This window comes from Pseudomonas sp. WT-JTC (genome assembly GCF_056711565.1).
In genome coordinates, this window is record NZ_CM160042.1 from 5,707,377 (window position 1) to 5,732,875 (window position 25,499).

General features: G+C 59.6%; 23 protein-coding genes. 17 read left to right on the forward strand and 6 right to left on the reverse strand.

Going from position 1 to position 25,499, the window contains the following annotated elements; genetic code table 11:
* Positions 1–14: 14 nt before the first annotated feature.
* The 12 genes from AC06G5_RS25905 (at position 15) to AC06G5_RS25960 (ending at position 16,315) form a co-directional block, all read left to right on the forward strand.
* The gene (locus AC06G5_RS25905; RefSeq protein WP_480458549.1) at positions 15–1,454 is read left to right on the forward strand and encodes a sigma-54-dependent transcriptional regulator; all 1,440 of its coding nucleotides are present in this window, start codon (positions 15–17) and stop codon (positions 1,452–1,454) included.
* A gap of 802 nt (positions 1,455–2,256) precedes the next feature.
* The gene (locus tag AC06G5_RS25910; RefSeq protein WP_480458550.1) at positions 2,257–3,657 is read left to right on the forward strand and encodes a polynucleotide adenylyltransferase PcnB; all 1,401 of its coding nucleotides are present in this window, start codon (positions 2,257–2,259) and stop codon (positions 3,655–3,657) included.
* Between the two features lie 3 nt (positions 3,658–3,660).
* Positions 3,661–4,146 carry a 2-amino-4-hydroxy-6-hydroxymethyldihydropteridine diphosphokinase gene (gene folK / locus AC06G5_RS25915; protein WP_480458551.1) on the forward strand — a complete coding sequence of 162 codons (486 nt, stop codon included), beginning with the start codon at positions 3,661–3,663 and terminating at the stop codon, positions 4,144–4,146.
* A gap of 364 nt (positions 4,147–4,510) precedes the next feature.
* Positions 4,511–5,311 (forward strand): 3-methyl-2-oxobutanoate hydroxymethyltransferase, encoded by an 801-nt coding sequence (gene panB, locus AC06G5_RS25920; protein WP_413704004.1) that lies wholly within the window; start codon positions 4,511–4,513, stop codon positions 5,309–5,311.
* Positions 5,308–6,168, forward strand: a complete 861-nt coding sequence (panC, locus tag AC06G5_RS25925; protein WP_413426307.1) for a pantoate--beta-alanine ligase — start codon at positions 5,308–5,310, stop codon at positions 6,166–6,168. Before panB ends, panC begins: the two co-directional genes overlap by 4 nt.
* Positions 6,169–6,372: 204 nt before the next feature.
* Positions 6,373–6,753: an aspartate 1-decarboxylase gene (panD, locus tag AC06G5_RS25930; RefSeq protein WP_003228271.1), complete on the forward strand. Its 381-nt coding sequence runs from the start codon at positions 6,373–6,375 to the stop codon at positions 6,751–6,753.
* 223 nt (positions 6,754–6,976) lie between these two features.
* A complete protein-coding gene (gene pgi, locus AC06G5_RS25935; protein WP_223500462.1) occupies positions 6,977–8,641 on the forward strand; it encodes a glucose-6-phosphate isomerase in 1,665 nt (554 codons plus the stop codon).
* Positions 8,642–8,873: 232 nt separating this feature from the next.
* Positions 8,874–10,811, forward strand: coding sequence for an acetate--CoA ligase (gene acs / locus AC06G5_RS25940; RefSeq protein ID WP_413426309.1), 1,938 nt, complete (start codon positions 8,874–8,876; stop codon positions 10,809–10,811).
* Between the two features lie 128 nt (positions 10,812–10,939).
* Positions 10,940–11,806 carry an oxygenase MpaB family protein gene (locus AC06G5_RS25945; protein WP_413704003.1) on the forward strand — a complete coding sequence of 289 codons (867 nt, stop codon included), beginning with the start codon at positions 10,940–10,942 and terminating at the stop codon, positions 11,804–11,806.
* A gap of 145 nt (positions 11,807–11,951) precedes the next feature.
* A complete protein-coding gene (locus AC06G5_RS25950; RefSeq protein ID WP_413426313.1) occupies positions 11,952–12,968 on the forward strand; it encodes a class I SAM-dependent rRNA methyltransferase in 1,017 nt (338 codons plus the stop codon).
* Between the two features lie 93 nt (positions 12,969–13,061).
* Positions 13,062–16,019 (forward strand): DUF748 domain-containing protein, encoded by a 2,958-nt coding sequence (locus AC06G5_RS25955; RefSeq protein ID WP_413426315.1) that lies wholly within the window; start codon positions 13,062–13,064, stop codon positions 16,017–16,019.
* Positions 16,019–16,315: a DUF2845 domain-containing protein gene (locus AC06G5_RS25960; RefSeq protein ID WP_413426317.1), complete on the forward strand. Its 297-nt coding sequence runs from the start codon at positions 16,019–16,021 to the stop codon at positions 16,313–16,315. Before AC06G5_RS25955 ends, AC06G5_RS25960 begins: the two co-directional genes overlap by 1 nt.
* Before the next feature lie 179 nt (positions 16,316–16,494).
* On the opposite strand, the gene AC06G5_RS25965 is transcribed toward AC06G5_RS25960, so the two are convergent.
* Positions 16,495–16,851, reverse strand: coding sequence for a BON domain-containing protein (locus AC06G5_RS25965; RefSeq protein ID WP_413426319.1), 357 nt, complete (start codon positions 16,849–16,851; stop codon positions 16,495–16,497).
* Positions 16,852–17,284: 433 nt separating this feature from the next.
* The gene (locus AC06G5_RS25970; protein WP_480458552.1) at positions 17,285–17,698 is read right to left on the reverse strand and encodes a pilin; all 414 of its coding nucleotides are present in this window, start codon (positions 17,696–17,698) and stop codon (positions 17,285–17,287) included.
* Between the two features lie 227 nt (positions 17,699–17,925).
* Here AC06G5_RS25970 and AC06G5_RS25975 point away from each other — a divergent pair, with 227 nt between their 5' ends.
* Genes AC06G5_RS25975 through yacG form a run of 4 tightly spaced genes read left to right on the forward strand, consistent with a single transcriptional unit; the run spans position 17,926 to position 20,834 of the window.
* Positions 17,926–19,143 (forward strand): type II secretion system F family protein, encoded by a 1,218-nt coding sequence (locus AC06G5_RS25975; protein ID WP_480458553.1) that lies wholly within the window; start codon positions 17,926–17,928, stop codon positions 19,141–19,143.
* 1 nt (position 19,144) lies between these two features.
* The gene (locus tag AC06G5_RS25980; RefSeq protein WP_413426325.1) at positions 19,145–20,017 is read left to right on the forward strand and encodes a prepilin peptidase; all 873 of its coding nucleotides are present in this window, start codon (positions 19,145–19,147) and stop codon (positions 20,015–20,017) included.
* A complete protein-coding gene (gene coaE, locus AC06G5_RS25985) occupies positions 20,014–20,637 on the forward strand; it encodes a dephospho-CoA kinase (RefSeq protein WP_413426327.1) in 624 nt (207 codons plus the stop codon). Before AC06G5_RS25980 ends, coaE begins: the two co-directional genes overlap by 4 nt.
* Positions 20,634–20,834 carry a DNA gyrase inhibitor YacG gene (yacG, locus tag AC06G5_RS25990; RefSeq protein ID WP_413426329.1) on the forward strand — a complete coding sequence of 67 codons (201 nt, stop codon included), beginning with the start codon at positions 20,634–20,636 and terminating at the stop codon, positions 20,832–20,834. Before coaE ends, yacG begins: the two co-directional genes overlap by 4 nt.
* Before the next feature lie 35 nt (positions 20,835–20,869).
* Here yacG and AC06G5_RS25995 read toward each other — a convergent pair whose 3' ends face one another.
* Together AC06G5_RS25995 and AC06G5_RS26000 are read right to left on the reverse strand one after the other, a co-directional pair.
* Positions 20,870–21,559 carry an energy-coupling factor ABC transporter permease gene (locus AC06G5_RS25995; protein WP_413704000.1) on the reverse strand — a complete coding sequence of 230 codons (690 nt, stop codon included), beginning with the start codon at positions 21,557–21,559 and terminating at the stop codon, positions 20,870–20,872.
* 128 nt (positions 21,560–21,687) lie between these two features.
* Positions 21,688–22,620 (reverse strand): LysR family transcriptional regulator, encoded by a 933-nt coding sequence (locus tag AC06G5_RS26000; protein WP_480458554.1) that lies wholly within the window; start codon positions 22,618–22,620, stop codon positions 21,688–21,690.
* A gap of 121 nt (positions 22,621–22,741) precedes the next feature.
* On the opposite strand from AC06G5_RS26000, the gene AC06G5_RS26005 reads away from it, so the two are divergent.
* Positions 22,742–22,984 carry a DUF2790 domain-containing protein gene (locus AC06G5_RS26005; RefSeq protein WP_413426335.1) on the forward strand — a complete coding sequence of 81 codons (243 nt, stop codon included), beginning with the start codon at positions 22,742–22,744 and terminating at the stop codon, positions 22,982–22,984.
* 9 nt (positions 22,985–22,993) lie between these two features.
* On the opposite strand, the gene AC06G5_RS26010 is transcribed toward AC06G5_RS26005, so the two are convergent.
* The gene (locus AC06G5_RS26010) at positions 22,994–24,262 is read right to left on the reverse strand and encodes an OprD family porin (RefSeq protein ID WP_480458555.1); all 1,269 of its coding nucleotides are present in this window, start codon (positions 24,260–24,262) and stop codon (positions 22,994–22,996) included.
* Positions 24,263–24,278: 16 nt separating this feature from the next.
* Positions 24,279–25,499 (reverse strand): benzoate/H(+) symporter BenE family transporter, encoded by a 1,221-nt coding sequence (locus AC06G5_RS26015; RefSeq protein ID WP_480458556.1) that lies wholly within the window; start codon positions 25,497–25,499, stop codon positions 24,279–24,281.

A 25,499-nucleotide genomic window follows, 5' to 3' on the forward strand; every position in this document is an offset into this window, starting at 1 on the left:
AGAGTATCGAATCAATGCCGCACATTTTGATCGTCGAAGACGAAACCATTATCCGCTCCGCCTTGCGCCGCCTGCTGGAACGTAACCAGTACCAGGTCAGCGAAGCCGGTTCAGTGCAGGAAGCACAAGAACGCTTCACCATTCCCTCGTTCGATCTGATCGTCAGCGACCTGCGCCTGCCGGGTGCGCCTGGCACGGAGTTGATCAAGCTCGCCCAAGGCACGCCAGTGCTGATCATGACCAGCTATGCCAGCCTGCGCTCGGCGGTCGACTCGATGAAAATGGGCGCAGTGGATTACATTGCCAAGCCATTCGACCACGACGAAATGCTGCAAGCCGCCGCACGAATCCTGCGTGACCGACAAACGGCACAAGCCAGTGGTGAAGCGGTTGCCGGCAAGGCTGCCAACGGTTCGGTGAAATCCGCTACCGACAACAGCAACGGTGAAATCGGCATTATCGGCTCGTGCCCGCCGATGCAGGACCTGTACGGCAAGATCCGCAAAGTCGCGCCGACCGATTCCAACGTTCTGATCCAGGGCGAATCGGGCACCGGTAAAGAGCTGGTGGCGCGCGCCCTGCACAACCTGTCCAAACGCGCCAAGGCGCCGATGATTTCGGTGAACTGCGCGGCCATTCCGGAAAGCCTGATCGAATCCGAACTGTTCGGCCACGAGAAGGGCGCATTCACCGGCGCCAGCGCCGGGCGCGCCGGGCTGGTGGAAGCGGCGGATGGCGGCACCTTGTTCCTCGATGAAATCGGCGAACTGCCGCTGGAAGCCCAGGCTCGCCTGCTACGTGTATTGCAGGAAGGCGAAATTCGTCGCGTGGGCTCGGTGCAGTCGCAAAAAGTCGATGTGCGCCTGATCGCAGCGACTCACCGCGACCTCAAGAGCCTGGCGAAGATCGGCCAGTTCCGCGAAGACTTGTATTATCGCCTCCACGTTATCGCGCTGAAGCTGCCAGCCCTGCGCGAACGCGGTGCCGACGTCAACGAAATCGCCAACGCCTTCCTCGCACGGCAAAGCGCGCGAATCAACCGCACCGACCTGAAGTTTGCCGCAGATGCCGAGCAAGCCATTCGTCACTATTCCTGGCCGGGCAACGTTCGTGAACTGGAGAACGCCGTCGAGCGCGCCGTTATCCTGTGCGAAAGCCCGGAGATTTCTGCCGAACTGCTGGGCATCGACATCGAACTGGGTGACCTGGAAGACGACGAGTTCATTGGCCTGCCCCCACAACAGGGCAACGGCAATGCCAGCAACAACAACCACGAGCCGACCGAAGACCTCTCCCTGGAAGATTACTTCCAGCATTTCGTTCTCGAGCATCAGGACCACATGACCGAAACCGAGCTGGCTCGCAAGCTCGGGGTCAGTCGCAAATGCCTGTGGGAGCGCCGTCAACGCCTGGGCATTCCACGGCGCAAGACCGGGGTGGCCAGCGAGAGCTGAACCGCGCCTGTCTGATGTGCGGGTAACACGTGACTTTGTGGAAAAAACTGTTACCTCAGCTTTTTCACGTAACAGAAGCCGGGGCTTACGGTAACGAAGCCCCGGTTTTTTTTGGCCTTCGAAATACCTTCAAACCGGCCTAACCCCTTGTTTTATTGGGTTTCGCAAAAGTTGGCACGCACCCTGCTATATGTTTGGTACAAGAACAATAACAAGCAATGCACAAGACAATAAAAATAAGACGTATCGACTCACGCACAATAAAAACAAGACGGCGAGAGGCGCAGCTAACTGATTCTTTTGGAGAGGCGTTGTATTTGGGGCTTGCCCCACGACCAGGCCGAGAACAACAAAAAACTGTCCCAAGACAGAGCCTGTACTGGTTGGATCGAAAGATCACTGCAATTCAGCGACCAAAGCAATCCGTTTGCTCTTGGCTCCCGATTGGGAGGGTCATGAAGGAAAACTTCATGGCGAGGGCGCTCAACAAAAACAAGAAGCCCAAAACCAAAAATAAAAATAGAGCATGCAACTACTTCTTGGGGAGCTTCGGCTCCCCTTGTGGTTTCTGTGATTCCCCCCTACCCGCTTCCTGTACCCGTACCTGTAGGAGCGAGCTTGCTCGCGAAAAACCCACAGGCAACACTGGGCATCTGGTTTTCCGCGTAATCGTTCACGACCATCGCGAGCAAGCTCGCTCCTACAGTGTCCTACACCATCCCCCGACTAAATGCTAGAATCCCCGCCCATCATGCGGTCATTCTTCTGTTATGGCCGAATATTCCTTCAAACAGTGCATCCCATGCTGAAGAAGCTGTTCCAGTCATTCCGTACTCCCAAGCGTCCTACGCAACACATTCGCAGCACGCCTGAAGTGCTCAACAGCGGCCAACATTCGCTGCAAAAGGCGCAATTCAGCCGCTACGCGGTGAATATCGTTGAACGCCTGCAGAGCGCCGGCTATCAGGCTTATCTGGTTGGCGGTTGCGTGCGCGATATGCTGCTGGGTATCACACCGAAAGATTTCGACGTTGCCACCAGCGCCACCCCCGAGCAGGTACGGGCCGAATTCCGTAACGCACGAATCATCGGGCGCCGATTCAAACTGGTGCACATCCACTTCGGCCGAGAAATCATCGAAGTCGCGACCTTCCGCGCCAATCACCCGCAAAACGAAGACGAGGAAGACAGCAACCAGTCCTCCCGCAACGAAAGCGGGCGCATCTTGCGCGACAACGTCTATGGCACCCTGGAAGAAGACGCGCAACGTCGCGACTTCACCATCAATGCCCTGTATTACGATCCGGTCAGTGAACGCATCCTTGACTACGCCAATGGCGTACACGACATCCGCAATCACCTGATCCGCCTGATCGGCGATCCGAAGCAACGCTATCAGGAAGACCCGGTACGCATGCTGCGGGCCGTGCGTTTCGCCGCCAAGCTGAACTTCGGCATCGAAAAACACAGCGCCCTACCGATCCGCGACCTGGCGCCGATGCTGCGCGAGATCCCGTCGGCGCGCCTGTTCGAAGAAGTACTCAAGCTGTTCCTCTCCGGCCATGCAGCCGATACGTTTGAAATGCTGGTCGACCTGCAATTGTTCGATCCACTGTTCCCGGCCAGCGCCGAAGCACTGGAATACAACCCGACGTACACCCACACCCTGATCAGCGAAGCCCTGATCAATACCGACCTGCGGATCAAGCAGAACAAACCGGTTACCCCGGCGTTCCTGTTTGCTGCCCTGCTCTGGCCTGCCCTGCCGGCGCGGGTCCTGCGCCTGCAGGAGCGCGGTATGCCGCCAATTCCGGCGATGCAGGAAGCGGCGCACGAACTGATTGCCGAACAGTGCCAACGGATCGCGATTCCGAAACGCTTCACCATGCCGATCCGCGAGATCTGGGATATGCAGGAACGCCTGCCGCGCCGCAGCGGCAAGCGTGCCGATCTGTTGCTGGACAATCCGCGCTTCCGCGCCGGCTACGACTTCCTGTTGCTACGCGAAAGCGCTGGCGAGCAGACCGACGGCCTGGGCGAATGGTGGACGGACTACCAGGACGCCAACGACAGTGAGCGCCGCGACATGATTCGCGACCTCAGCGGCAAGGACGAAGGCACCGGCGCCCCGCGCAAGCGTCGTCGCAGCGGTGGATCCAAACGCAAACGCGCCGCCGGTGCTTCGAGCACTACGGGCGAGTAATCCATGGAACGCATCTACATCGGCATGGGCAGCAATCTGGCTGACCCTGCCGAACAACTGCGCAGCGCCGTCGAGGCGCTGGCGGACTTGCCGCAATCGGAGCTGGTCGGGGTTTCTGCGTTTTATCAAAGCGACTCGCTGCTTCCCGGACAACCGCGCTACACCAATGCGGTGGCTGCTCTTGAGAGCACGCTGGCGCCGCTGGAACTGCTGGATGCCTTGCAAGCCATTGAAAACGGCCAGGGTCGCGAGCGCCTCGAGCGCTGGGGGCCACGCACGCTGGACCTCGACATCCTGCTGTTCGGTGATCGCCTGATCGACGAACCGCGCCTCAAGGTTCCCCATTACCACATGCAGGAACGGGCCTTCGTGCTTTATCCGCTGGCGGAATTGGCACCTGCGGATCTGCAACTGGCCGATGGCCGCACCCTGGCCGAACTGCTCAAGGTATGCCCGTTCGTCGGCCTGGAACGCCTTCCCCCGACCTGACCAAAATCCCTGTGGGAGCGGGCTTGCTCGCGAAGACGAGTTAACATTCAACATGAAAGTTGACTGTCAGGCCGCTTTCGCGAGCAAGCCCGCTCCCACATTGGTTTTGTGTCGCGCACAAGATCTACTGCTGAATCGCATCAGTTACCCCGGTAACACCCCACCCGTAACAATGCGGTAACACACGCAATTGACTTCCCTCGTTCTCCTCACGACTATAGGCGTCCCGCTGCCGCCAACACGGCGTTCAAGGGCGCAATCCAGGCCTTAAAAGCACGACAAAAAGAGCGTGCGCCTGTATTTAACGAAGAATCACGCGCGTTACTCGCAGTAGTTTCCACAGCGCCTGAATGAGGAACTTTTCATGCCAGCCATTACCCTGACCACCCTGCAAGGTCTGAAGCAAAAAGGTGAAAAGATCACCATGCTGACCTGCTACGACGCGACCTTCGCCCATGCCTGCAATCAGGCCGGCGTCGAAGTGCTGCTGGTGGGCGACTCCCTCGGCATGGTTTTGCAGGGCCACGACAGCACCTTGCCTGTCACCACCGCCGAAATGGCTTACCACGTGGCCGCCGTAAAACGCGGTAATAGCGATGCCTTCATCCTCGCCGACCTGCCTTTCATGGCCTATGCCACCACCGAGCAAGCCATGACCAACAGCGCGCTGTTGATGCAGGCTGGCGCGCACATGGTCAAGGTTGAAGGGGCGTTGTGGCTGGCCGATTCGATCCGCCTGCTGGCCGAGCGCGGCATCCCTGTCTGCGCGCACATGGGCCTGACACCGCAATCGGTGAATATCCTTGGCGGCTACAAGGTCCAGGGCCGCAACGAAAACCAGGCGCGGCAGATGCGTGCCGACGCGATCTCCCTGGAACAGGCCGGCGCGGCAATGCTGCTGCTCGAGTGCGTCCCGAGCGAACTGGCAGAAGAAATCACCCAGGCGGTGAAGATCCCGGTGATTGGTATTGGCGCCGGCAATGGCACCGATGGCCAGGTGCTGGTTCTGCACGACATGCTGGGGCTGTCCATTTCCGGCCGCATGCCAAAATTCGTGAAAAACTTCATGACTGGCCAGACCAGCATTGAAGCTGCACTGAGTGCCTACGTGACTGAAGTCAAAGCGGCGACCTTCCCTGGGATCGAACACGGATTCTCTGCATGAACACCGTAAAAACCGTACGCGAACTGCGGGCCGCCGTGGCCCGTGCCCGTAGCGAAGGCAAGCGCATCGCCTTTGTGCCAACCATGGGCAACCTGCACAGCGGCCACGTTGCGCTGGTGACCAAAGCCTCCCAGCGGGCGGACTTCGTGGTCGCGAGCGTTTTCGTCAACCCACTGCAATTCGGTGCAGGCGAAGACCTCGACAAGTACCCGCGCACTCTCGCCGCCGACCAGGAAAAACTGCTCCAGGCCGGTTGCCACCTGCTGTTTGCCCCCACTGTTGAAGAGATGTATCCCGACGGCATGACCGGCCAGACCCGCGTCAGTGTCCCGCAATTGTCCGAAGGACTGTGCGGAGCCAGCCGGCCGGGGCATTTCGAAGGCGTGGCGACGGTGGTCAGCAAGCTGTTCAACATGGTCCAGCCGGACCTGGCGATTTTCGGCGAGAAAGACTTCCAGCAACTGGCGGTGATTCGCGCACTGGTACATGACCTGAACATGCCGATCCAGATCATCGGTGAGCCGACCGTAAGGGCGGCCGATGGCCTGGCGCTGTCGTCGCGCAACGGTTTCCTCAACGAAGAGCAGCGGGCTGTGGCGCCGGCGGTGTACCGCACGTTGAGCGAGATCGCCGGGGCGATCAAGCAAGGTGAGCGCGACTTCCCGGCGTTGATCCGCGTGAAATTGCAACAGCTCGAAGCTGCCGGCCTGCGCCCGGATTACCTGGAAATTCGCCACGCCCTGACCTTGCGTCCGGCGACGCCGGAAGATCGGGACCTGGTGATTCTGGTGGCGGCGTTCCTGGGGACGACGCGGTTGATCGACAACCTGCACCTGAACCTCGACGCGCCGATCTAATCACCGAAATTCCCCTGTAGGAGCGAGCCTGCTCGCGATGAACTCCGACGCGCCGCGTACATTCAGGAAATACGCGTAATCGTTAACGTCCATCGCGAGCAAGCTCTCTCCTACAGGGGCATCTGTGCCCAAACAGACTGTATTGCCGCCCACAAACCCTTCGGGCAAACTGCCCGCCGTTCGATTCCGACCTGGGAAACACTCATGCACGCCATCATGCTCAAAGCCAAGCTGCATCGCGCCGAAGTCACCCACGCTGTACTCGATTACGAAGGCTCCTGCGCCATCGACGGTGAATGGCTGGACCTGTCCGGCATCCGCGAGTACGAACAGATCCAGATCTACAACGTCGACAACGGCGAACGCTTCACCACCTACGCCATCCGTGGCGAAGAGGGTTCGCGCATGATCTCGGTCAATGGCGCCGCAGCGCACAAGGCCAAGGTCGGCGATCGCGTGATCATCTGCGCGTATGCCCACTACAGCGAAGCCGAACTGCTCAACTTCAAGCCGCGCATGCTCTACATGGCACCGGGCAATGAACTGAGCCACACCAGCAACGCCATTCCGGTCCAGGTCGCCTGATCCGAGCCCTGTCTCTTCCGTTTGTCGGACTATTCCTGACTTGATGTTAAAAAAGTACCGGAAACAGGTCAGACAAAGTCAAGACAGATCATTGCGCGGGGTTTACTGTATTCGCCCTGCGCCATGAAATCGTGTCGACGCAGTTGACCGGAACGCCCACCCACAGCGCTCCGGGATTTTTAGTGTTCAAAAGGCCGTTCAAGTAATAAGGAAACCCGCAGCGATGGCGTATTACCGCACTCCTCACGACGTTACCGCTCTGCCTGCCTGGCAAGCGTTGAATGACCACCGCCAAGCCATGCAGGATTTCAGCATGCGCGAAGCCTTCAATGCCGATCCGCAGCGTTTTACTCAATTCACCCTCAGCAGTTGCGGCCTGTTTCTCGACTACTCGAAAAACCTGATCAACGCCGAGACCCGCAACTTGCTGGTGGGCCTGGCCAACGAAGTCGACCTCAAGGGTGCGATCAAGTCGTTGTTCGACGGCGAAATCGTCAACTCTTCCGAAGGCCGTCCAGCCCTGCACACTGCCCTGCGCCGCCCGGTTGGCGACAAGCTGTCGGTCAATGGCGTCAACGTGATGCCGGAAGTGCACAAGGTACTGAACCAGATCACCGACCTCGTCGGCCGTATCCACGATGGTCTGTGGCGTGGTTACACCGAAAAACCAATCACCGACGTGGTCAACATCGGCATCGGCGGCTCCTTCCTCGGCCCGGAGCTGGTATCCGAAGCCTTGCTGTCCTACGCCCAGAAAGGCGTGCGCTGCCATTACCTGGCAAACATCGACGGCAGCGAGTTCCATGAACTGACCATGAAGCTGCGCGCCGAGACCACGCTGTTCATCGTCTCGTCGAAATCCTTCAACACCCTCGAAACCCTGAAGAACGCCCAGGCCGCCCGTGCCTGGTATCTGGCCCAGGGTGGTTCGGAAGCCGAGCTGTATCGCCACTTCATCGCGGTATCGAGCAACAACGCCGCCGCGGTGGCGTTCGGCATCCGCGAAGAGAACATCTTCCCGATGTGGGACTGGGTCGGCGGGCGCTACTCGCTGTGGTCGGCCATCGGTTTGCCGATTGCCCTGGCCATCGGCATGTCCAACTTCAAGGAATTGCTGTCCGGTGCCTACACCATGGACCAGCACTTCCAGAGCGCACCGTTCGAACAGAACATGCCGGTGCTGCTGGCCTTGCTCGGCGTGTGGTACGGCAACTTCTGGGGTGCGCAAAGCCATGCGATCCTGCCGTACGATCACTACCTGCGTAACATCACCAAGCACCTGCAACAGCTGGACATGGAATCCAACGGCAAGAGCGTGCGCCAGGACGGCAAGCCCGTGTCCACCGACACCGGACCGGTGATCTGGGGCGGCGTTGGCTGCAACGGTCAGCACGCCTACCACCAGTTGCTGCACCAGGGCACCCAACTGATCCCGGCCGACTTCATCGTGCCGATCGTCAGCTTCAACCCGGTGTCCGACCACCACCAGTGGCTGTACGCCAACTGCCTGTCCCAGAGCCAGGCGCTGATGCTCGGCAAGACCCTTGCCGAGGCCGAAACCGAGCTGCGTGACAAAGGCATGAGCGAAGCCGAAGTGCAAAAGCTTGCACCGCACAAGGTGATCCCGGGCAACCGTCCGAGCAATACTCTGGTGGTCGAGCGCATCAGCCCGCGTCGCCTCGGCGCTCTGGTGGCGATGTACGAACACAAGGTCTTCGTGCAAAGCGTGATCTGGGGCATCAACGCCTTCGACCAGTGGGGTGTGGAACTGGGCAAAGAGCTGGGCAAAGGCGTCTACAACCGCCTGGTCGGCAGCGAAGAAACCCCGGCCGAGGACGCCTCGACCCAAGGGCTGATCAACTACTTCCGCGGTCGTCACCGCGGTTGATTTGACGGCACAGCCCGCAGACTTTGGATCAAACCCGAATTCTGTGGGCAATAAACATCCGGTGTGGGAGCGGGCTTGCTCGCGAAGAGGCCGGTACATTCAACATCCTTGTTGACTGAACCGCCGTCTTCGCGAGCAAGCCCGCTCCCACAGTTGTTTTGCATCTGACTTGAACCCATTGATCTCTCGGCGCATCTTTATCCTTGTCGCAAAACAAGCATAAGGAACCGTCATGTTCGATATCAGCACGTTCCCCAAAGCCGATGCCGTCCGCCGGGCCGCACAATTGAGTCAAGACGACTACCACCGCCTGTACCGCGAATCCGTTGAACACCCCAGTACGTTCTGGGCCGAACAGGCCACGCGTTTTCTCGACTGGAGCAAACCCTGGGACACCGTCCAGCGCTACAACCTGAAAACCGGTGAGGCCAGCTGGTTTGCCGGAGCGCAATTGAACGTCAGCTACAACTGCATTGACCGTCACCTGGAAAAACGCGGCGATCAGGTCGCCATCATCTGGGAAGGCGACGAGCCTGCCGAATCCACGCAAATCACCTACAAAAAACTGCATCACCACGTCTGCCGCCTGGCCAACGTGCTCAAAAGCCGTGGCGTGAAGAAAGGCGATCGGGTGTGCATCTACATGCCGATGATCCCCGAAGCGGCCTACGCCATGCTCGCCTGTACGCGCATCGGCGCCGTGCATTCGGTGGTCTTCGGCGGCTTTTCCCCGGACTCCCTGCGCGACCGGATCCTCGATGCCGACTGCCGCACCGTGATCACCGCCGACGAAGGCGTGCGCGGCGGTAAATTCGTGCCGCTCAAACACAACGTCGACAAGGCCCTGCAAAGCTGTCCCGATGTCAGCAGCGTGATCGTGGTCGAGCGCACCCAAAACCAGGTGAATTGGGTTGAAGGCCGCGACCTCTGGTATCACCAGGCGCTGCGCGACGTCAGTGACGATTGCCCGCCCGAACCAATGGACGCCGAAGACCCGCTGTTCATCCTCTATACCTCAGGCAGCACCGGCAAACCCAAAGGCGTGTTGCACACCACTGGCGGTTACCTGCTACAAGCGGCGATGACCTTCAAATACGTGCTGGATTACCGCGACGGCGAAGTGTTCTGGTGCACCGCCGATGTCGGCTGGGTCACCGGCCACAGCTACATCGTGTACGGCCCGCTGGCCAACGGTGCGACCACGCTGATCTTCGAAGGCGTGCCGAGCTACCCGAGCACGTCGCGTTTCTGGCAAGTGATCGACAAGCACAAGGTGAACATCTTCTACACCGCCCCCACCGCCCTGCGCGCCCTGATGCGCGAAGGTCCCGAGCCGTTGAAGGAAACGTCGCGCCAAAGCATCAGATTGCTCGGTACCGTCGGCGAGCCGATCAACCCGGAAGCGTGGGAATGGTACTTCCATGAGGTCGGCGAAGAGCGCTGCCCGATCGTCGATACCTGGTGGCAGACCGAAACCGGCGGCATCATGCTCAGTCCCCTGGTCAGCGCACAGCGGATAAAACCCGGTTGCGCCACGCATCCGATGTTCGGTGTGCAACCGGTGCTGCTCGACGAGCAGGGCAAGGAAATCAAAGGCGCCGGCAGCGGCGTACTCGCCATTAAGTCCAGCTGGCCGGCGCAGATCCGCAGCGTCTATCGCGACCCGCAACGCATGGTCGACACCTACTTCAAGCCGTATCCCGGTTACTACTTCACCGGCGATGGCGCGCGGCGCGATGAAGATGGCGATTACTGGATCACCGGGCGCATCGACGATGTGATCAACGTGTCCGGCCACCGTATCGGCACTGCCGAAGTGGAAAGCGCCCTGGTGCTGCACGAGAGCATCGCCGAGGCCGCTGCAGTCGGTTACCCCCACGACATCAAGGGCCAGGGCATCTATGTCTTCGTCACGCCCATGAACGGCGTCGAGACCAACGATGAACTGAAGAAACAACTGCTGGCCCTCGTCAGCCAGGAAATCGGCAGTTTCGCCAAACCGGATTTGATCCAGTGGGCGCCGGCCTTGCCGAAAACCCGCTCAGGCAAGATCATGCGGCGCATTCTGCGCAAGATTGCCTGCAACGAGCTGGACAGCCTGGGCGACACTTCGACACTGGCCGATCCAAGCGTGGTGCAGGGCCTGATCGACAAACGTCTGAATCAATAACGGACTGTGCCCTGTAGGAGCGAGCTCGCTCGCGATGAACTCAGACGCGCCGCGTATATTCAGGAAGCATGCGTTATCGTTAGCGTCCATCGCGAGCTTGCTCGCTCCTACAGATTTACAGAGTGGCCATGGAATTCATCCGCACCCGCATCGAAACCCAGATCATGAGCCTGAGCGGTTTGTCCCTGGGCAAACTCGACCTGGAAAACCCCAAGGGCGACCCCGGGCTGTTCGGGCCAGATTCGGTGAGCTGGCAAGTCCATGGTGATTTCAGCAGCATGCTGATCGGTGGCATCGCCGCCCTGATGCTGCAGGCCCTGCACCCGCTGGCACTGGCCGGGGTCTGGGACCATTCGAATTTTCGTGAAGACATGCTCGGCCGCTTGCGCCGCACCGGGCAGTTCATCTCCGGCACCACCTTCGGCTCTCGACAGGATGCCGAGTGGCTGATCGAAAAAGTCCGCACCATCCATTTGCAGATTACCGGCACGGCGCCGGATGGACGCCCCTACGCCGCCAGCGATCCCGAATTGCTGACGTGGGTGCACGTGGCGGAAGTCAGCAACTTCCTCGCCGCGCATTTGCGCTATCGCAACCCGCATCTTTCACCAGCCGACCAGGATCGCTATTACGCGGAAATCGCCTTGGTCGCCGAACGCCTGGGCGCCCGCGATGTGCCCCGTTCTCGGCGGGAAATTGCCGGCTACCTCAAGCGCATCCGTCCACAACTGCTGTGCGACGAACGCAGTCGTGAGGTCCTGCGCCTGCTGCTGAACGCCCCGTCCCCCAGTCGCCTGGCCAAGCCTTTCGGCAGTTTGATGATGCAGGCCGGGATCGATCTGCTGCCGGACTGGGCCAGTGACATGCTCGGCGTCAGCCAGAACCCGCTACAACGCAAGCTGATCCGCGCCAGCGTCAACCGCAGCGCACCGATGCTGCGCTGGGCGGTGCGTAATGGATCGGTTCAACGCGCTAAACGCCGGATGGGCCTGTAGGAGCGAGCTTGCTCGCGAAAAACGCCTGGAACACGCGATCATTCAGACAGCACACGTTATCGTTGTCGACCATCGTGAGCGAGCTCCAGGTTGTGCTCCAAGCTGTTAAACTCCCGCGCCCAATTCCTCCTGCAAGGCGCCCAGCATGTCTTCCTTGAATCAGGCGCTGCGCGCCGCCCTCGATCAACGCCAGGACCTGCTCGCCGAACTGCACCAGCAAGGTACCGATTGCTATCGCCTGTTCCACGGCAGCCAGGAAGGCGCCGGTGGCCTGACCATCGACCGCTACGGCCCGCAATTGCTGGTGCAAAGTTTCCACCAGCCGCTGGAGCGCGAGACGCTGCTGCAACTGCACGAAACGATCAATCAACACCTGGGATTTGCCACCCTGCTGGTCTACAACGACCGCTCCCGTGGCAACTCGCGCATCGATCGCGAAGACACCGTCTACCGCGCCGACGAAGCCGCCCTGCAAGACCTGGTTGGCCACGAATGGGGCTTGAACTATCGGGTGCGTGGCCGCCATGCCGGACAAGACCCGCTGCTGTTCCTCGACTTGCGCAACACCCGTGGCTGGGTCAAGGATCACAGTAAAAACAAAAGCGTACTGAACCTGTTTGCCTACACCTGTGGCGTCGGCCTCAGTGCTGCCGCCGGCGGCGCGCGCGAGGTGTGCAACCTGGACTTCGCCGAAGGCAACCTGGCGGTCGGTCGGGAGAACGGTTTACTCAATCCGCAGTTGCCGACCATGGAGTTTATCCAGTCCGACTACTTCCCGGCCATTCGCCAACTGGCCGGCCTGCCGGTCAGCCAGCGCCGCGGGCAAAAACTGCCGAGCTATCAGCGCCTGGAACAGCGCCAGTACGATTTGGTGCTGCTGGACCCGCCGGCCTGGGCCAAGAGCGCATTCGGCACCGTCGACCTGCTGCGCGACTACCAGAGCCTGCTCAAACCAGCCCTGCTGACCACCGCCGACAACGGCGTGCTGATCTGCTGCAACAACCTGGCGAAAGTCAGCATGGACGACTGGCGCGAGCAGGTTTTGCGCTGTGCAGAGAAGGCCGGGCGACCTGTACGTGAGTGGACCGTGATGAAGCCAGGCGCCGACTTCCCGTCAATGGATCAGCAACCACCGCTGAAAACCCTGATTCTGCAGCTCTGAGCGCTGCAGGAAAAATCTGAAATTTACTGAACAGGCCAATCACTTCGGAACCGGAAACGCGTGCCATACTCCAACGCACTCCGATCCAGACAGATGAAGCCGCACATGTACAAAGGATTGATTCGCGCCCTCGGCGCCTTGTTGACTGCTCTGGCCCTCTACAGCTTGCTGGGCTTTCTGATTTTACCGGGGATCGCGTTGCGCGTTGCCAACCAGCAACTGGCCAACTACGCCACCACCCCCGCTGCGATCCAGCGGATCGAATTCAATCCGTTCAGCCTTGAACTGACCCTTTGGGGCTTGAATATCGGTGAGCCCGGCAAGGAGCAGGTCGGTTTCGAACGTCTGTACGCCAACCTGCAATTCGACAGCCTGTGGACCAAGGCCGTGCACCTGTCCGATGTCGAACTGGACAAGCCCAAGACCGAAATCCTGTTCAGCAAGGACGGCAAACTCAATCTGCTTGGACTGTTCAAACTGCCAGCGAGCGAACCCACACCCACCGACCCGAATGCCAAGCCGTTTCCGCTGCGCATCGAGCGGATCAAACTGGCGGGCGGCGCTGTGCATTTTGAAGATGCCCGCCCCAGCGAGCCCATCGAGTTTCTCTACGACTCGCTCGATTTCGAGCTGAACAACCTCAGCACCTTGCCCGAAGATAGCGCCGACATGACCTTGGTGGCTGTCGGCCCAAACGGTGGACAGATCGACTGGACGGGTAACTTCAGCCTGATCCCGATCGCCTCCGAAGGTAAGCTGAAAATCACCGATGGCAAGATGAAAGCCTTCTGGCCCTATGTGCGCGATGCCGTGCCACTGGACCTCGAAAGCGGCATCATGAGTATCAGTACCGACTACAAACTCAACCTGTCCAAGGACACCGAGCTGCTGCTGAGCAATGTTGCGGTCAACATTGCCCCCTTCGCCATCAAGGCCCCGGACGGACGGCCGCTGGTGAAGCTTGAACGGCTGGACGTCAGCGAAACCACCGTGGACCTGGCCAGGCAGCAAGTGGTGGTTGGCAAGATCCGCAGCAATAAACTGGAAACCTGGGCCGCGCTGGAGTCGGACGGCCAACTCGACTGGCAGAAGCTGTTCGCCAGCCAACCGTCTAAACCCACCGCCAAAGCCAAGGCGGATGCCGAACCGGCCAGCACTCCGGCGGCGGCAGACTCACCGAAAACCGATCCGGCCGCGCCCGACAAACCCTGGCAGGTGCTGCTCAAGGATGTACAGTTGCGCGATTACCGGGTGCATCTGGCTGACCGCAAGGCACAACCCGCCGTCGCCCTTGACCTGAGCCCGCTGAACCTCGACCTGCAAAACTTCGACAGCCTCAACGGCTCGCCCTTTACCCTCAAGCTTGATACCGGCGTGGGCAAACAAGGCAAGATCATCGCCGACGGCGAGGTCAACCTGGCCCCGGTCAGCGCCCAACTGAAGGTACAGACCAGGGACATCGACCTGCGGGTTGCCCAGTCCTACATCACGCCGTTCATTCGCCTTGAACTGCGCAGCGGCATGCTCGGCAGTGATCTGGCAGTCAACCTGAAAAGCACCGAGCCCCTGGCCTTCGGCATCACCGGCCGCGCCCAGGTCGATCAGTTGCATACCCTGGACACCCTGAAAACCCGCGACTTCCTCAAGTGGCAACAAGTCGTTGTCGAAGGCCTGAACTATCAGCACGGGGACAGCCTTTCGATCGACAGGATCAACCTGTTCCAGCCCTATGCGCGTTTCATGATCAACGATGATCGCACCACCAACATCGATGATCTGCTGATTCCGCAGCCGGCGGACTCCGGGGCAAAACCGGCAGCGAACAAACCGGCCAGCAACGAAAAACCGTTGGGCATCCACATTGGCGGCATTTTCATCAATGATGGATCGGCCAACTTCGCCGACTTCAGCCTGACCCCGAACTTCGCCACCGCCATCCAGCAACTCAACGGGCAGATCGGCACCATCGACAGCCGCCAGCCGAAACCGGCCGCTGTCGACGTCAAGGGCAAGGTCGATCGCTATGCGCCGGTGACCATCAAGGGCGCCGTCAATCCGTTCGACCCGATGGCCAGCCTCGACATCGCCACCAGCTTCAAGCGCGTGGAACTGACCACACTGACGCCCTACTCCGGCAAGTTCGCCGGCTACCGTATCCGCAAGGGCCGGCTCAATCTCGACCTGCACTACCAGATCACCAAGGGCCAACTCAAAGCTGAAAACAAAGTAGTGGTCGAACAACTGCAACTGGGTGAAAAAGTCGACAGCCCGGATGCCGTGAGCCTGCCGCTGAAACTGGCCATTGCCTTGCTCAAGGACGTCGACGGCAAGATCTCCATCGAATTGCCGGTGACCGGCGACCTGAACAACCCCCAGTTCAGTGTCATGCCGATTATCTGGCAGACCCTGCGCAACCTGATCGTCAAAGCGGCGGCAGCACCGTTCAAGCTCATTGGCGGGCTGGTCAGCGGTGGGGGCGCGGAAGATCTGGGCAGTGTGTCGTTCGCAGCGGGTTCCAGCGACCTGAGCAAGGACGCCGAAGGCGCTTTGGACAAACTGTCCAAGGCCCTCAAGGAACGCCCGGCCCTGCGCCTGGAAATCGAAGGCACCGCCGCCCAGAGCAGCGATGGCCCGTTGATCGCCGAACAACGCCTGGAACGTGAGTATCAGTACAACTACTACAAAATGCTCCAGCGCCGCGGTGACAAGGTCCCGGCCCAGGCTTCGTTGCTGGAAGTGCCGGACGGGGAAAAAGGCCCGCTGCTCGAAGGTATCTACCGCACCCGCCTGAAAACCCAGCCCCCTGCCGAATGGAAAGACCTGGGCAAGGAAGAGCGCACCGCGAAAATGCGTGCTGAGGTGATCAAGTTCTGGAGCTCCAGCGACGTGCTGTTGCGCCAACTGGGCCAGGAGCGCGCCAGCAGCATCAAGGATTACCTGGTCGACAAGGCCCAGCTGGAAGATGACCGGGTGTATTTCATCGACGCCAATCTGGGCGAGGCAGAAAGTGACGGCCGTGTGGTGACACCGATGCATCTGGATGCCGAGTGATGATTCGACAGATGCTGAAAGGCCTGATTCTGGCACTAGCCGCCAGTCAGGCCTGGGCAGCCGATACCCTGCGCTGTGGCAGCCAATTGATCAGCGTCGGTGATCGTTCGAGTGAGGTCTTGCAAAAGTGCGGTGAACCGGTCAGTCGCGACTTGCTGGGTTACAAACGCAGTGCAGACCGGCGCGAGGAGTTTCAGGTCGAGGAATGGACCTACGGACCGAATGGCGGCATGTATCAATACTTGCGGTTCGAAGGTAATCGGCTGAAACAGATCACCAGCAAACGCGGCAATTGATCAGGCACGCCCCCACCGTTGATTGGCACCGCTGTAAATAAAACAGGCCCCGGCAAAAATGCGCGGGGCCTGTGGTGGCCAAACTCCGTTTGGCCGCTCGCATGAACTCTCAGGTTGCAACAGACGTATGACTCGGCCCGTCTGTCGCGCCCTCTCCCGGTCCAGGCGAGAAGCCTGCCTTATTCGGCTTTGAGGCCGTCAGCGGAGACTGCCTTGACGCCTTTGATTTTCTTGGCGATGGCCACAGCCATGTCTTTTTGCGAATCGGTCACGGCAGCGGTCGACGACAGCGATACCACGCCTTTGTTGGTTTCAACCTTGATGTCGGTACCTGGAATGCCTTTTTCGGTCATCAGGTCGGCTTTGACTTTGGTGGTGATCCAGGTATCGGAAGTAGCTTCTTTAGCCTTGGTCATTTCACCCGCCGCCAGGGTCATTGGAGACTGGGTGGCTTGAGTGGTCTGGGCGAATGCCGCATTTGCCATGGTCAGAGTCAGCACGGTAGCAGTAGCGGCAGCGATAGCGAACTTCTTCATACGAGTAACTCCTGTTTTTCTGAAAAGTCTGCCGGGTGTCATGTCGGCAGGGTTACCAAGGGTATTGCGAATGCTGTGCCAACTTTTAAACAAAGAATAAACCTTTATAAATCAATAATTTATAAAGTAAGCCGATTTTCGGAATCATGCAAAATGCACGAGACGCCGAAACGCTGCATGCAAGTTGCGGGTTTGTGGAAAGTTCCTAAGATCCTGAATTTCTACGCTTTCTCTGAAGCTTTTGACGAGGGGTCGAACCCCGCAATGGCGGTAATGATCCGCTGTAGGAGCGAGCTTGCTCGCGATGGTCGTTAACGATGCCGCGTGTTTACTGACTGAACGCAGCGCTCTTGAGTCCATCGCGAGCAAGCTCGCTCCTACAGAATCCTTGACTGAACAGTACCACCGCAATGGCAGGACTTGATTCAGCGATTCATGTCGCGGAACACCCTTTCGGCAAGTAATCCCGGGATACGGTGCTTTTACACGACCAGCCTTTGGTTTCATCCCGTGTCAGGACGACGGTTTTGCCCAGGACCGTCCCCGGGGCATTCTGCAACGTACAAACGATCGATCCCGCCCCCTCCGGAGTCGAAGCCGTCACAGACAGGGCGCAGTGGTTAGTCGATGTCGCGCCGGCGGGCGCCACGTTGGCAATTGTCGGGGTGTCCCCCTGATTGATCACATCCTCGAACGGCACTTTCATCGCAGTCAGTTCGGCCAGCGCCGCCGTGACTTTGGCCCGAGCCTGGTATTTGGAATACATCGGCAGACCCAGTGTTGCCAGGATCCCGATGATCGCCACCACGACGAGCAACTCGATCAGGGTAAAACCTTTTTGATTCATATACAGGCTCCATGCATGAGTCGAAAGCTCATGACCTGCCCCTTGGCAGCACAGCCTGTGCCAAGGCAAAAGCCCCCTGTTGACTGGGGTCGTGGCGGCGGCAAAGTCCTTCCATACGACGAGGATCAGTACTATCTGACGTTTTTTGTCACCTCACCCTTGCTGGTTTGGCTCCGTTGATTGACTAGGCTATAAGAGCAACTCAAGCGGATTACCCAGGACTGAACATGGCGGTCAAGGCAGCGAAAATCAGCGTGTACGCATGGGAAGGCATCGACCGCAAAGGCACAAAGGTAACCGGTGAGCTCAGCGCTCAAAACCCGGCACTGCTCAAGGCGAAACTGCGCAAACAAGGCATCAATCCGGGCAAGGTTCGCAAGAAAAACCAAGCGGTTTTCAACATGGGCAAGCGCATCAAGGCCCAGGACATTGCCCTGTTCACCCGGCAAATGGCAACGATGATGAGGGCCGGCGTGCCCTTGTTACAGTCGTTCGACATCATCGGCGAAGGCTTCGACAATCCGGCCATGCGCCAGCTGGTGGACGAACTGAAACAGGAAGTCGCGGCCGGCAACAGTTTCGCCACCGCCCTGCGCAAGCAGCCCCGGTATTTCGATGAACTGTATTGCAACCTGGTGGATGCCGGCGAGCAGGCCGGAGCCCTCGACACCCTTTTGGAGCGGGTCGCGACCTATAAGGAAAAAAGCGAAAGCCTCAAGGCCAGGATCAGGAATGCCATGACCTACCCGCTGGTGGTGGTGTTCGTCGCGGCGATTGTCACCGGGATTCTGCTGGTCAACGTCGTACCGCAGTTCGAATCGGTGTTCAAAAGCTTTGGCGCCGAACTGCCGGCCTTCACCGTGATGGTCATTGGCTTGTCGCAATTCATGCAGGCCTGGTGGTGGACGGTCCTTGGCGCGCTGATCGCAATGGCCTTCGGTGTGCGTCACGCCCTCAGGACATCCCCGGCCTTTCGCGACCGGATGGACACCTGGCTGCTGAAACTGCCGCTGGTGGGCACGTTGACTTACAAGTCCGCCGTGGCCCGGTTCGCCCGTACACTGTCGACTACATTCGCTGCCGGCGTGCCACTGCTGGAGGCCCTGGAATCAGTGGCCGGTGCGACCGGCAATATCGTGTTCAAGCGCGCCGTGTTGCGCATCCGGCAAGACGTTTCAACCGGCATGCAATTGAATTTCGCCATGCGTACCTCTGGCGTGTTTCCGAACATGGCCATACAGATGACCGCCATCGGCGAAGAGTCCGGCGCCCTGGACGGTATGCTCGAAAAAGTCGCGGATTTCTACGAAAACGACGTCGATAACATGGTCGATAACCTCACCAGCCTGATGGAGCCGTTCATCATGGTGGTGCTGGGTGTTATCGTCGGTGGACTGGTAGTTGCCATGTACCTGCCCATTTTCCAACTCGGCTCAGCGATCTGACATGCCCTTGAATGAAATCCTGATTCACTATCCGCTGGCCTTTGTCCTTCTCGCGGGAATCACCGGCCTGCTGGTCGGCAGTTTCCTCAATGTGGTGATCTGGCGCCTGCCGAAAATGCTCGAACGCGAGTGGCGTGTGCAGGCCCATGACATTCTCGGGCTGCCCGGCGAAACGCCGGTGCCGACCTACAACCTGCTGCTGCCCCATTCCCAGTGCCCGCATTGCGGTCACCGGATCCGCGCCTGGGAAAACATTCCGCTGCTCAGTTATGTGTTGTTGCGCGGGCGCTGTTCAGCCTGCGCAGCAGCGATCAGCCCGCGCTATCCGTTGATCGAACTGGCCTGTGGTGCGCTGTCGGCGTTTGTGGCCTGGCATTTCGGCTTCGGTTGGCCAGCCTGCCTGATGCTGATCCTGAGTTGGGGGTTACTGGCGATGAGCCTGATCGACGCCGAACATCAGATATTGCCGGACGTACTGGTGCTGCCGTTGATATGGCTGGGGTTGATCGTCAACAGTTTCGGCCTGTTCGTGTCGTTACACGAGGCGCTTTGGGGTGCAATAGCCGGCTACAGCGTGCTGTGGGCGGTGTTCTGGCTGTTCAAGCTGATCACGGGCAAGGACGGCATGGGCTACGGTGATTTCAAGCTGCTGGCGATGCTGGGAGCCTGGGGTGGCTGGCAGATTTTGCCACTGACTATCCTGCTGTCCTCGCTGGTGGGTGCCATTATCGGGATGATGCTGCTGCGCTGGCGCAATGCAAAAACCTCGACGCCGATCCCTTTCGGTCCCTATCTGGCCATTGCCGGCTGGATTGCGTTGCTCTGGGGTGGTCAAATAACCGACCTCTATTGGCAGTTTGTCGGTTTGAAATGAATAGCCCTGTGGAAAAACCCTGGATTCTCGGCCTGACCGGCGGCATCGGCAGTGGCAAGAGCGCGGCCGCCCAGCACTTCATCGATCTGGGTGTGCATGTGGTCGACGCCGATCATGCCGCTCGCTGGGTCGTTGAGCCTGGCCGCCCGGCACTGGCACTGATCGCCGGGCACTTCGGCCCCGGCGTGTTGCAGAGCGACGGACAACTGGACCGCGCAGCGCTGCGCAAATTGATCTTCGAAGTGCCTGAAGAACGCCGCTGGCTGGAGGCCCTCCTGCATCCACTGATCGGCGAGGAAATCGCTCACCACCTGGCGCTGGCAAAATCGCCTTATGCGATTCTGGTTTCGCCACTGCTGATCGAGTCCGGGCAATACACCATGACCCAACGCGTGCTGGTGATCGATGCCCCGGAACAATTGCAGGTTGAACGCACCTTGCAACGTGACCAGACCAGCGAACAGCAAGTCCAGGCAATCCTCAAGGCCCAGGCCAGCCGCCAGGATCGCGTGAGCCATGCCGACGACGTCGTGATCAATGACCGCGACCTTGCCTGGCTGCACAGCGAGGTCGAACGCCTGCATCACTTTTATCTTACTTTGCGTGGAGGCCAGTCATGAGCCAACCAACAACCGTCGAATGCCCAACCTGTGGCGCCCCCGTGGAATGGAGCGCAGAGAGCAAATTCCGGCCATTTTGCTCCGACCGCTGCAAACTGATCGACCTGGGCGCCTGGGCGTCCGAAGAACACAAGATTCCAGTGGCTCCCGATGCCGAGGACGAGTTGTTCAGCGGTGATTTCGACCCGCGTCACTGATCCTTCGAGTGGGCGATTCCAGGTTTTGATGGGGATCAGGACTTGGGATCGTCGTCCTTCCAGGGAGCCGAGAGGTAGCGTGTGCGGTTGAACGTCTCAAGCCACTCCGGACAAAACACGACCAGCGCACTGACGATCATGCCGTTGATAAACGCCTCGGGGAAAATGATCAGCCACAGGTAACCGACAAAGTCCTCGAGCCAATATGGCATTTCGAAACGCTCATCGAACCACAGCAACCACAGCCCCAGCAGCAGGCACAGCAACGCCGACAGCGCGGCGGCAAAGAATCCGGAAACGAAGATATACACGAATAGATTTCGTGGCTGCGCACGCTCCACCAGAATGGCGCAGCACTCGGTGACCAGCACCGGCAGCGCAATCAACAGCGCACCATTGACCCCGACCGCCGCCACATCCTGTCGACCGAGCAACACCAGCCCCGTTTGGGCAACCAACCCGCCGACCAGCGCCAGCGGCCAGTCCAGCAGTAGCGTCACCGCTGTCATGCCGATGAGGTGATAAGACACGCCGGTATCGAAATCCTGCCGCACCAGCCACAGCAGAAACAGCGCAAACACCGTTCCAAACAGCAGATGCTGACGACGGCTGTCGGTGAACAGTTCAACCCACGGCGCACGACAAACCGCCCAGACCAACACCGGCACATAGATCAGCCAGCCGGCCGCAAGGGTTTCCGATGACAGCAACTGCGCACCGATCATGGTTCAACACACTCCCGTGTGCGCCATGGCACGATGCCCGCTGACCCTGGTGTGCATATCTACGCGCGACTCCTTGGCGAAAGACAACAGACACTCAGTCTACACCGCCGCTCGCAGGCCCTTCGACTTCAAGCCCAATGCCGCGGATCGTTCATCACCGAGTCATGCTCGGCGAACAGCTTCGGTAGCTCAGACTTGAGAAAGTCCACCCAGGTGCGCACCTTGGCGTCGAGAAAGCGTCGCGAAGGATACAACGCATACACATGGCGTTCGCGCAGGCGCCATGCAGGTAACACGCGCAGCAAAGTACCGTCGCTCAAGGGCCGCGTCGCGGTGTAGAAAGGCAGCAGGCTGATGCCCATGCTCGCCTCCGAAGCCTTGACCATCGACTCGGCAACATTGCACTGAAAGGTCTTGGCCGGGCTGACGGCGTGCTCGCCGTGCTCGTCCTGGAACAGCCATTGATCGCTGTACAGCGGGTCGAGCATGCGCAGGCATTGATGATCGCTCAGCGCCTGCGGATGCTGCGGCACGCCCCGGTGGTGCAGATAGTCCGGGGAGGCACAGGGTACGCTGTAGATTTGCCCGACGGCCTGCGCAACCATTTGCGAGTCGGCAAGTTCCGGAGCTATCGAAATCACCACATCGTGCCCCTCCTCCAGCGGATCGGGATTGCGCTGCGACAAGGTCAGCTCGAACACCACATCGGGATAAAGCTCGCTGTAGCGGGCGATCAACGGCGTGAGCAGCATACCCAGGCCGTTCATGCTGTGCACCCGCAGGCGCCCGGCCGGATTGATATGAGCGCCACGAGCCTCAGCCGTCGCCTCATCCATGGCTTCGACGATTTGCCGGCTGCGCAGCAGGAAGCGTTCGCCGGCATCGGTCAGGCTCAAGCGCCGCGTGGTGCGTTGCAGCAGACGCGCCTGTACATGTTCCTCCAGATCCGCCACCAATCGGGATACCTGCGCGGTCGACAGATCCAGCGCATCGGCAGCCCCGGTGAAACTGGCGCAGTCCACCACCCGGATGAACACACGCAAGTTGTTAAGCACGTCCATAAGCCCCCCTCGGGCGATGACTGTTACGTTTTATGTAAGGCTGCATCCGCCGTTCGCCCCTTTATCCGTCGGTGGCAAAGACTAAAATTCAGACATCAGAACCGACACGGAGCACGCCAACATGAAAACGTTGATCAGCCTGTTGCTGACCGTCATCGCCACCTCGGCCATGGCCGCCGACAACGAGCCCCTCGCGGTCCTGTACAACCCGGCGCAGCCACTGGACATCGCCAGCGTGGTTTCTGTGTCGGACACCGCGACCGCGTGCGGGGTCGTACCGGCGACCATGGTGTATGTCGATCATCAGGGCCAGACCCACCGCGTGACCTACGACGTCATGGGTGATTGCACCAGCAACCTGTGATCGATGGGCTCACAGCAAGGTCCACGTGTAGCTGAGGATCAAGCGGTTCTCGTCGATGTCACTGCGGTAGTTGGAACGCGCCATCGCATTGCGCACGCGAATGCCCAGACCTTTGAAGCTGCCGCTCTGCAACACATAGCCGATGTCCAGGTCACGCTCGCGATCCTTGCCTTCGAAACCCTTTCCGGTATCGACATTGTTGCCGCTGATATAGCGCACGGTACTGGTCAGCCCCGGTACGCCTAGCGCTGCGAAGTCGTAGTCGTAGCGCGCCTGCCAGGATCGTTCATCGGTGAAGGCGAACTCATAGGTCGGCACTTCGTTGCCCAGAGGCGAGATGTTGGCAAATACCCGTGGAAATGCACTGTCGCCGAACATGCCCTGATAGCCGACGTAAAACGTATGGCCGCCACGCTTGGCCGACAGCAACGAGAAGAACGCCTGGTTGTCGATATTGCCCAGCAGTTTTTTGCCGTCCTCGCGCGAATCGTAGTAACCGAGGTTGGCGCCAAGGATCCAGTTGCCCACTGGCTCACTGTGTTTTAAACCCAGAAAACGCTGGTTGTAGATATCTTCCAGTTGCCCGTACCAGGCGCTGACCGAGCTGCGCTTGTCATTGAACGCATAATCAGCGCCGGCAAAATTGAAACCGTCACTGCTGACCTGACGCTGCGGCACGTGACCCAGCATCGCTTGCATCTTTTCGTCGCCGGCTTCGTTGCGCAGGCTGGTTGAACTCAAGTGACCACCCTGCACCGTCAGGCCATTGATCTCGTTGGAGGTGATGCTTGCGCCCTGATAACTCGGTGGCAGCAGGCGAATATCGCTGAATGCCAACACCGGCAGATTGGGCTGCAGCTCACCGACTTTCAGCTCGGTTCTGGAGTAGCGCATCTTCAACGCGCCCTCCAGGCGGCTGTAGTCGTTCGGCGCGCGGCCGTCATCCTGCACCGGCAGCAAACCGGTATTGGTCCGGTCCGGAGCGCTGTCGAGCTTGAGGCCGAGCAGGCCGATGACATCCACCCCAAACCCGACGGTGCCCTGGGTGTATCCGGACTTCACGTTGAGGATGAAACCCTGGGCCCACTCTTCGGCCTTCGATTGCCGGTTCGCGCCGACGATGTCGGAATAGTCACGGCTGAAGTAGTAATTGCGCGCCTGCAACGTCGCGGTGGTGTCTTCGACAAAGCCGGTTTCAGCCGCCATCGCACCCGTGGAAAAACCCGAGACGACAGCCAGGGACAACGCCGAACCGGTTGTTGGGAGAATCTGTTTCATCGTTTTTCTCTTATTGTTATTGATCGACTGATTGAAGGACTTCAGTTGCAGTGGATTTGCGACGGGGAACGGAACGACGGGTGCTCAACAGCACATGGGTGACCATGCCGAAAATCAGCCCCCAGAACGCCGCGGACAAACCGAACAACGACATGCCCGAAGCCGTGACCAGAAAGGTCACCAGCGCGGCTTCGCGATCGCTCGGCACCGCCATTGCGCCCGTCAACGCACCGGCAATGGCGGCGAACAGGGCCAGCCCGGCCAGCGCCGCGATCAACTCTTTGGGGAATGCTGAAAACAGCGAGACCAACGTGGCGCCGAAGATCCCCAGCAGCAGGTAGCACAGGCCGCCGACGACCCCGGCCACGTAGCGTTTGCGAGGATCTTCGTGGGATTCGCGACCGGTGCAGATCGCCGCGGTGATCGCCGCCAGATTCAGTCCATGGCAACCAAACGGCGCCAGCAATGCCGTGCCCAGCGCACTACTGGCGATGATCGGGCTCGCCGGCACTGGATACCCACTGGCGCGCAGCACCGCCATGCCAGGCACGAACTGACCGGTCAGCGCCACCATCACCAGCGGCAAGGCGATGTTCAGGATCGCGCCCAGGCTGAACTCGGGCGTGATCCACACCGGCGTGGCCAGGCCGATCACCAGTGCTTCACGATGCAATTCACCGGTGAACGCGGCAATCGAACAACCCACCAGCAGCACCATCATCACCGCATAACGCGGCATCGCACGCTTGCAGATCAGGTAGCAGGCAAACATCGCCAGGACCAGCAACGGCTTGTGCTGCATCGACACAAACAACCCGGTGCCGAAACTGAACAGGATTCCCGCCAGCATCGCCGCCGCGATGGCTGCGGGCAGCTTGTCGATGATCCGGTCGAAAGCGCCCGAGATGCCGACCACGAAAATGATCAGGCTGCTGACCAGATAAGCCCCCACCGCCTCTGCCATGGAAATTTCCGGCAACAGCGTCACCAGCAACGCCGAGCCCGGCGCCGACCAGGCGATGATCACCGGAACGCGGTAGCGCAGGCTCAAAGCGATACCGAGCACAGCGCTGCCAATGGAGATCGCCCAGATCCAGGACGACAGCACTTCCCGCGAAAGATGTGCCGCTTCTGCCGCCTGAAAGATGATCACCAGCGGGCCGGCATAGGAAATCACCGTGGCAATGAATCCGGCCACGGCGGCTGACAACGAGAAGTCCTGGAAAAACGCTTTCAT

Coding starts and splice junctions, on each gene's coding strand:
- AC06G5_RS25905 (WP_480458549.1), top strand. CDS start 15: ATGCCGCACATTTTGATCGTCGAAGACGAAACCATTATCCGCTCCGCC.
- AC06G5_RS25910 (WP_480458550.1), top strand. CDS start 2,257: ATGCTGAAGAAGCTGTTCCAGTCATTCCGTACTCCCAAGCGTCCTACG.
- folK (WP_480458551.1), top strand. CDS start 3,661: ATGGAACGCATCTACATCGGCATGGGCAGCAATCTGGCTGACCCTGCC.
- panB (WP_413704004.1), top strand. CDS start 4,511: ATGCCAGCCATTACCCTGACCACCCTGCAAGGTCTGAAGCAAAAAGGT.
- panC (WP_413426307.1), top strand. CDS start 5,308: ATGAACACCGTAAAAACCGTACGCGAACTGCGGGCCGCCGTGGCCCGT.
- panD (WP_003228271.1), top strand. CDS start 6,373: ATGCACGCCATCATGCTCAAAGCCAAGCTGCATCGCGCCGAAGTCACC.
- pgi (WP_223500462.1), top strand. CDS start 6,977: ATGGCGTATTACCGCACTCCTCACGACGTTACCGCTCTGCCTGCCTGG.
- acs (WP_413426309.1), top strand. CDS start 8,874: ATGTTCGATATCAGCACGTTCCCCAAAGCCGATGCCGTCCGCCGGGCC.
- AC06G5_RS25945 (WP_413704003.1), top strand. CDS start 10,940: ATGGAATTCATCCGCACCCGCATCGAAACCCAGATCATGAGCCTGAGC.
- AC06G5_RS25950 (WP_413426313.1), top strand. CDS start 11,952: ATGTCTTCCTTGAATCAGGCGCTGCGCGCCGCCCTCGATCAACGCCAG.
- AC06G5_RS25955 (WP_413426315.1), top strand. CDS start 13,062: ATGAAGCCGCACATGTACAAAGGATTGATTCGCGCCCTCGGCGCCTTG.
- AC06G5_RS25960 (WP_413426317.1), top strand. CDS start 16,019: ATGATTCGACAGATGCTGAAAGGCCTGATTCTGGCACTAGCCGCCAGT.
- AC06G5_RS25965 (WP_413426319.1), bottom strand. CDS start 16,851: ATGAAGAAGTTCGCTATCGCTGCCGCTACTGCTACCGTGCTGACTCTG.
- AC06G5_RS25970 (WP_480458552.1), bottom strand. CDS start 17,698: ATGAATCAAAAAGGTTTTACCCTGATCGAGTTGCTCGTCGTGGTGGCG.
- AC06G5_RS25975 (WP_480458553.1), top strand. CDS start 17,926: ATGGCGGTCAAGGCAGCGAAAATCAGCGTGTACGCATGGGAAGGCATC.
- AC06G5_RS25980 (WP_413426325.1), top strand. CDS start 19,145: ATGCCCTTGAATGAAATCCTGATTCACTATCCGCTGGCCTTTGTCCTT.
- coaE (WP_413426327.1), top strand. CDS start 20,014: ATGAATAGCCCTGTGGAAAAACCCTGGATTCTCGGCCTGACCGGCGGC.
- yacG (WP_413426329.1), top strand. CDS start 20,634: ATGAGCCAACCAACAACCGTCGAATGCCCAACCTGTGGCGCCCCCGTG.
- AC06G5_RS25995 (WP_413704000.1), bottom strand. CDS start 21,559: ATGATCGGTGCGCAGTTGCTGTCATCGGAAACCCTTGCGGCCGGCTGG.
- AC06G5_RS26000 (WP_480458554.1), bottom strand. CDS start 22,620: ATGGACGTGCTTAACAACTTGCGTGTGTTCATCCGGGTGGTGGACTGC.
- AC06G5_RS26005 (WP_413426335.1), top strand. CDS start 22,742: ATGAAAACGTTGATCAGCCTGTTGCTGACCGTCATCGCCACCTCGGCC.
- AC06G5_RS26010 (WP_480458555.1), bottom strand. CDS start 24,262: ATGAAACAGATTCTCCCAACAACCGGTTCGGCGTTGTCCCTGGCTGTC.
- AC06G5_RS26015 (WP_480458556.1), bottom strand. CDS start 25,499: ATGAAAGCGTTTTTCCAGGACTTCTCGTTGTCAGCCGCCGTGGCCGGA.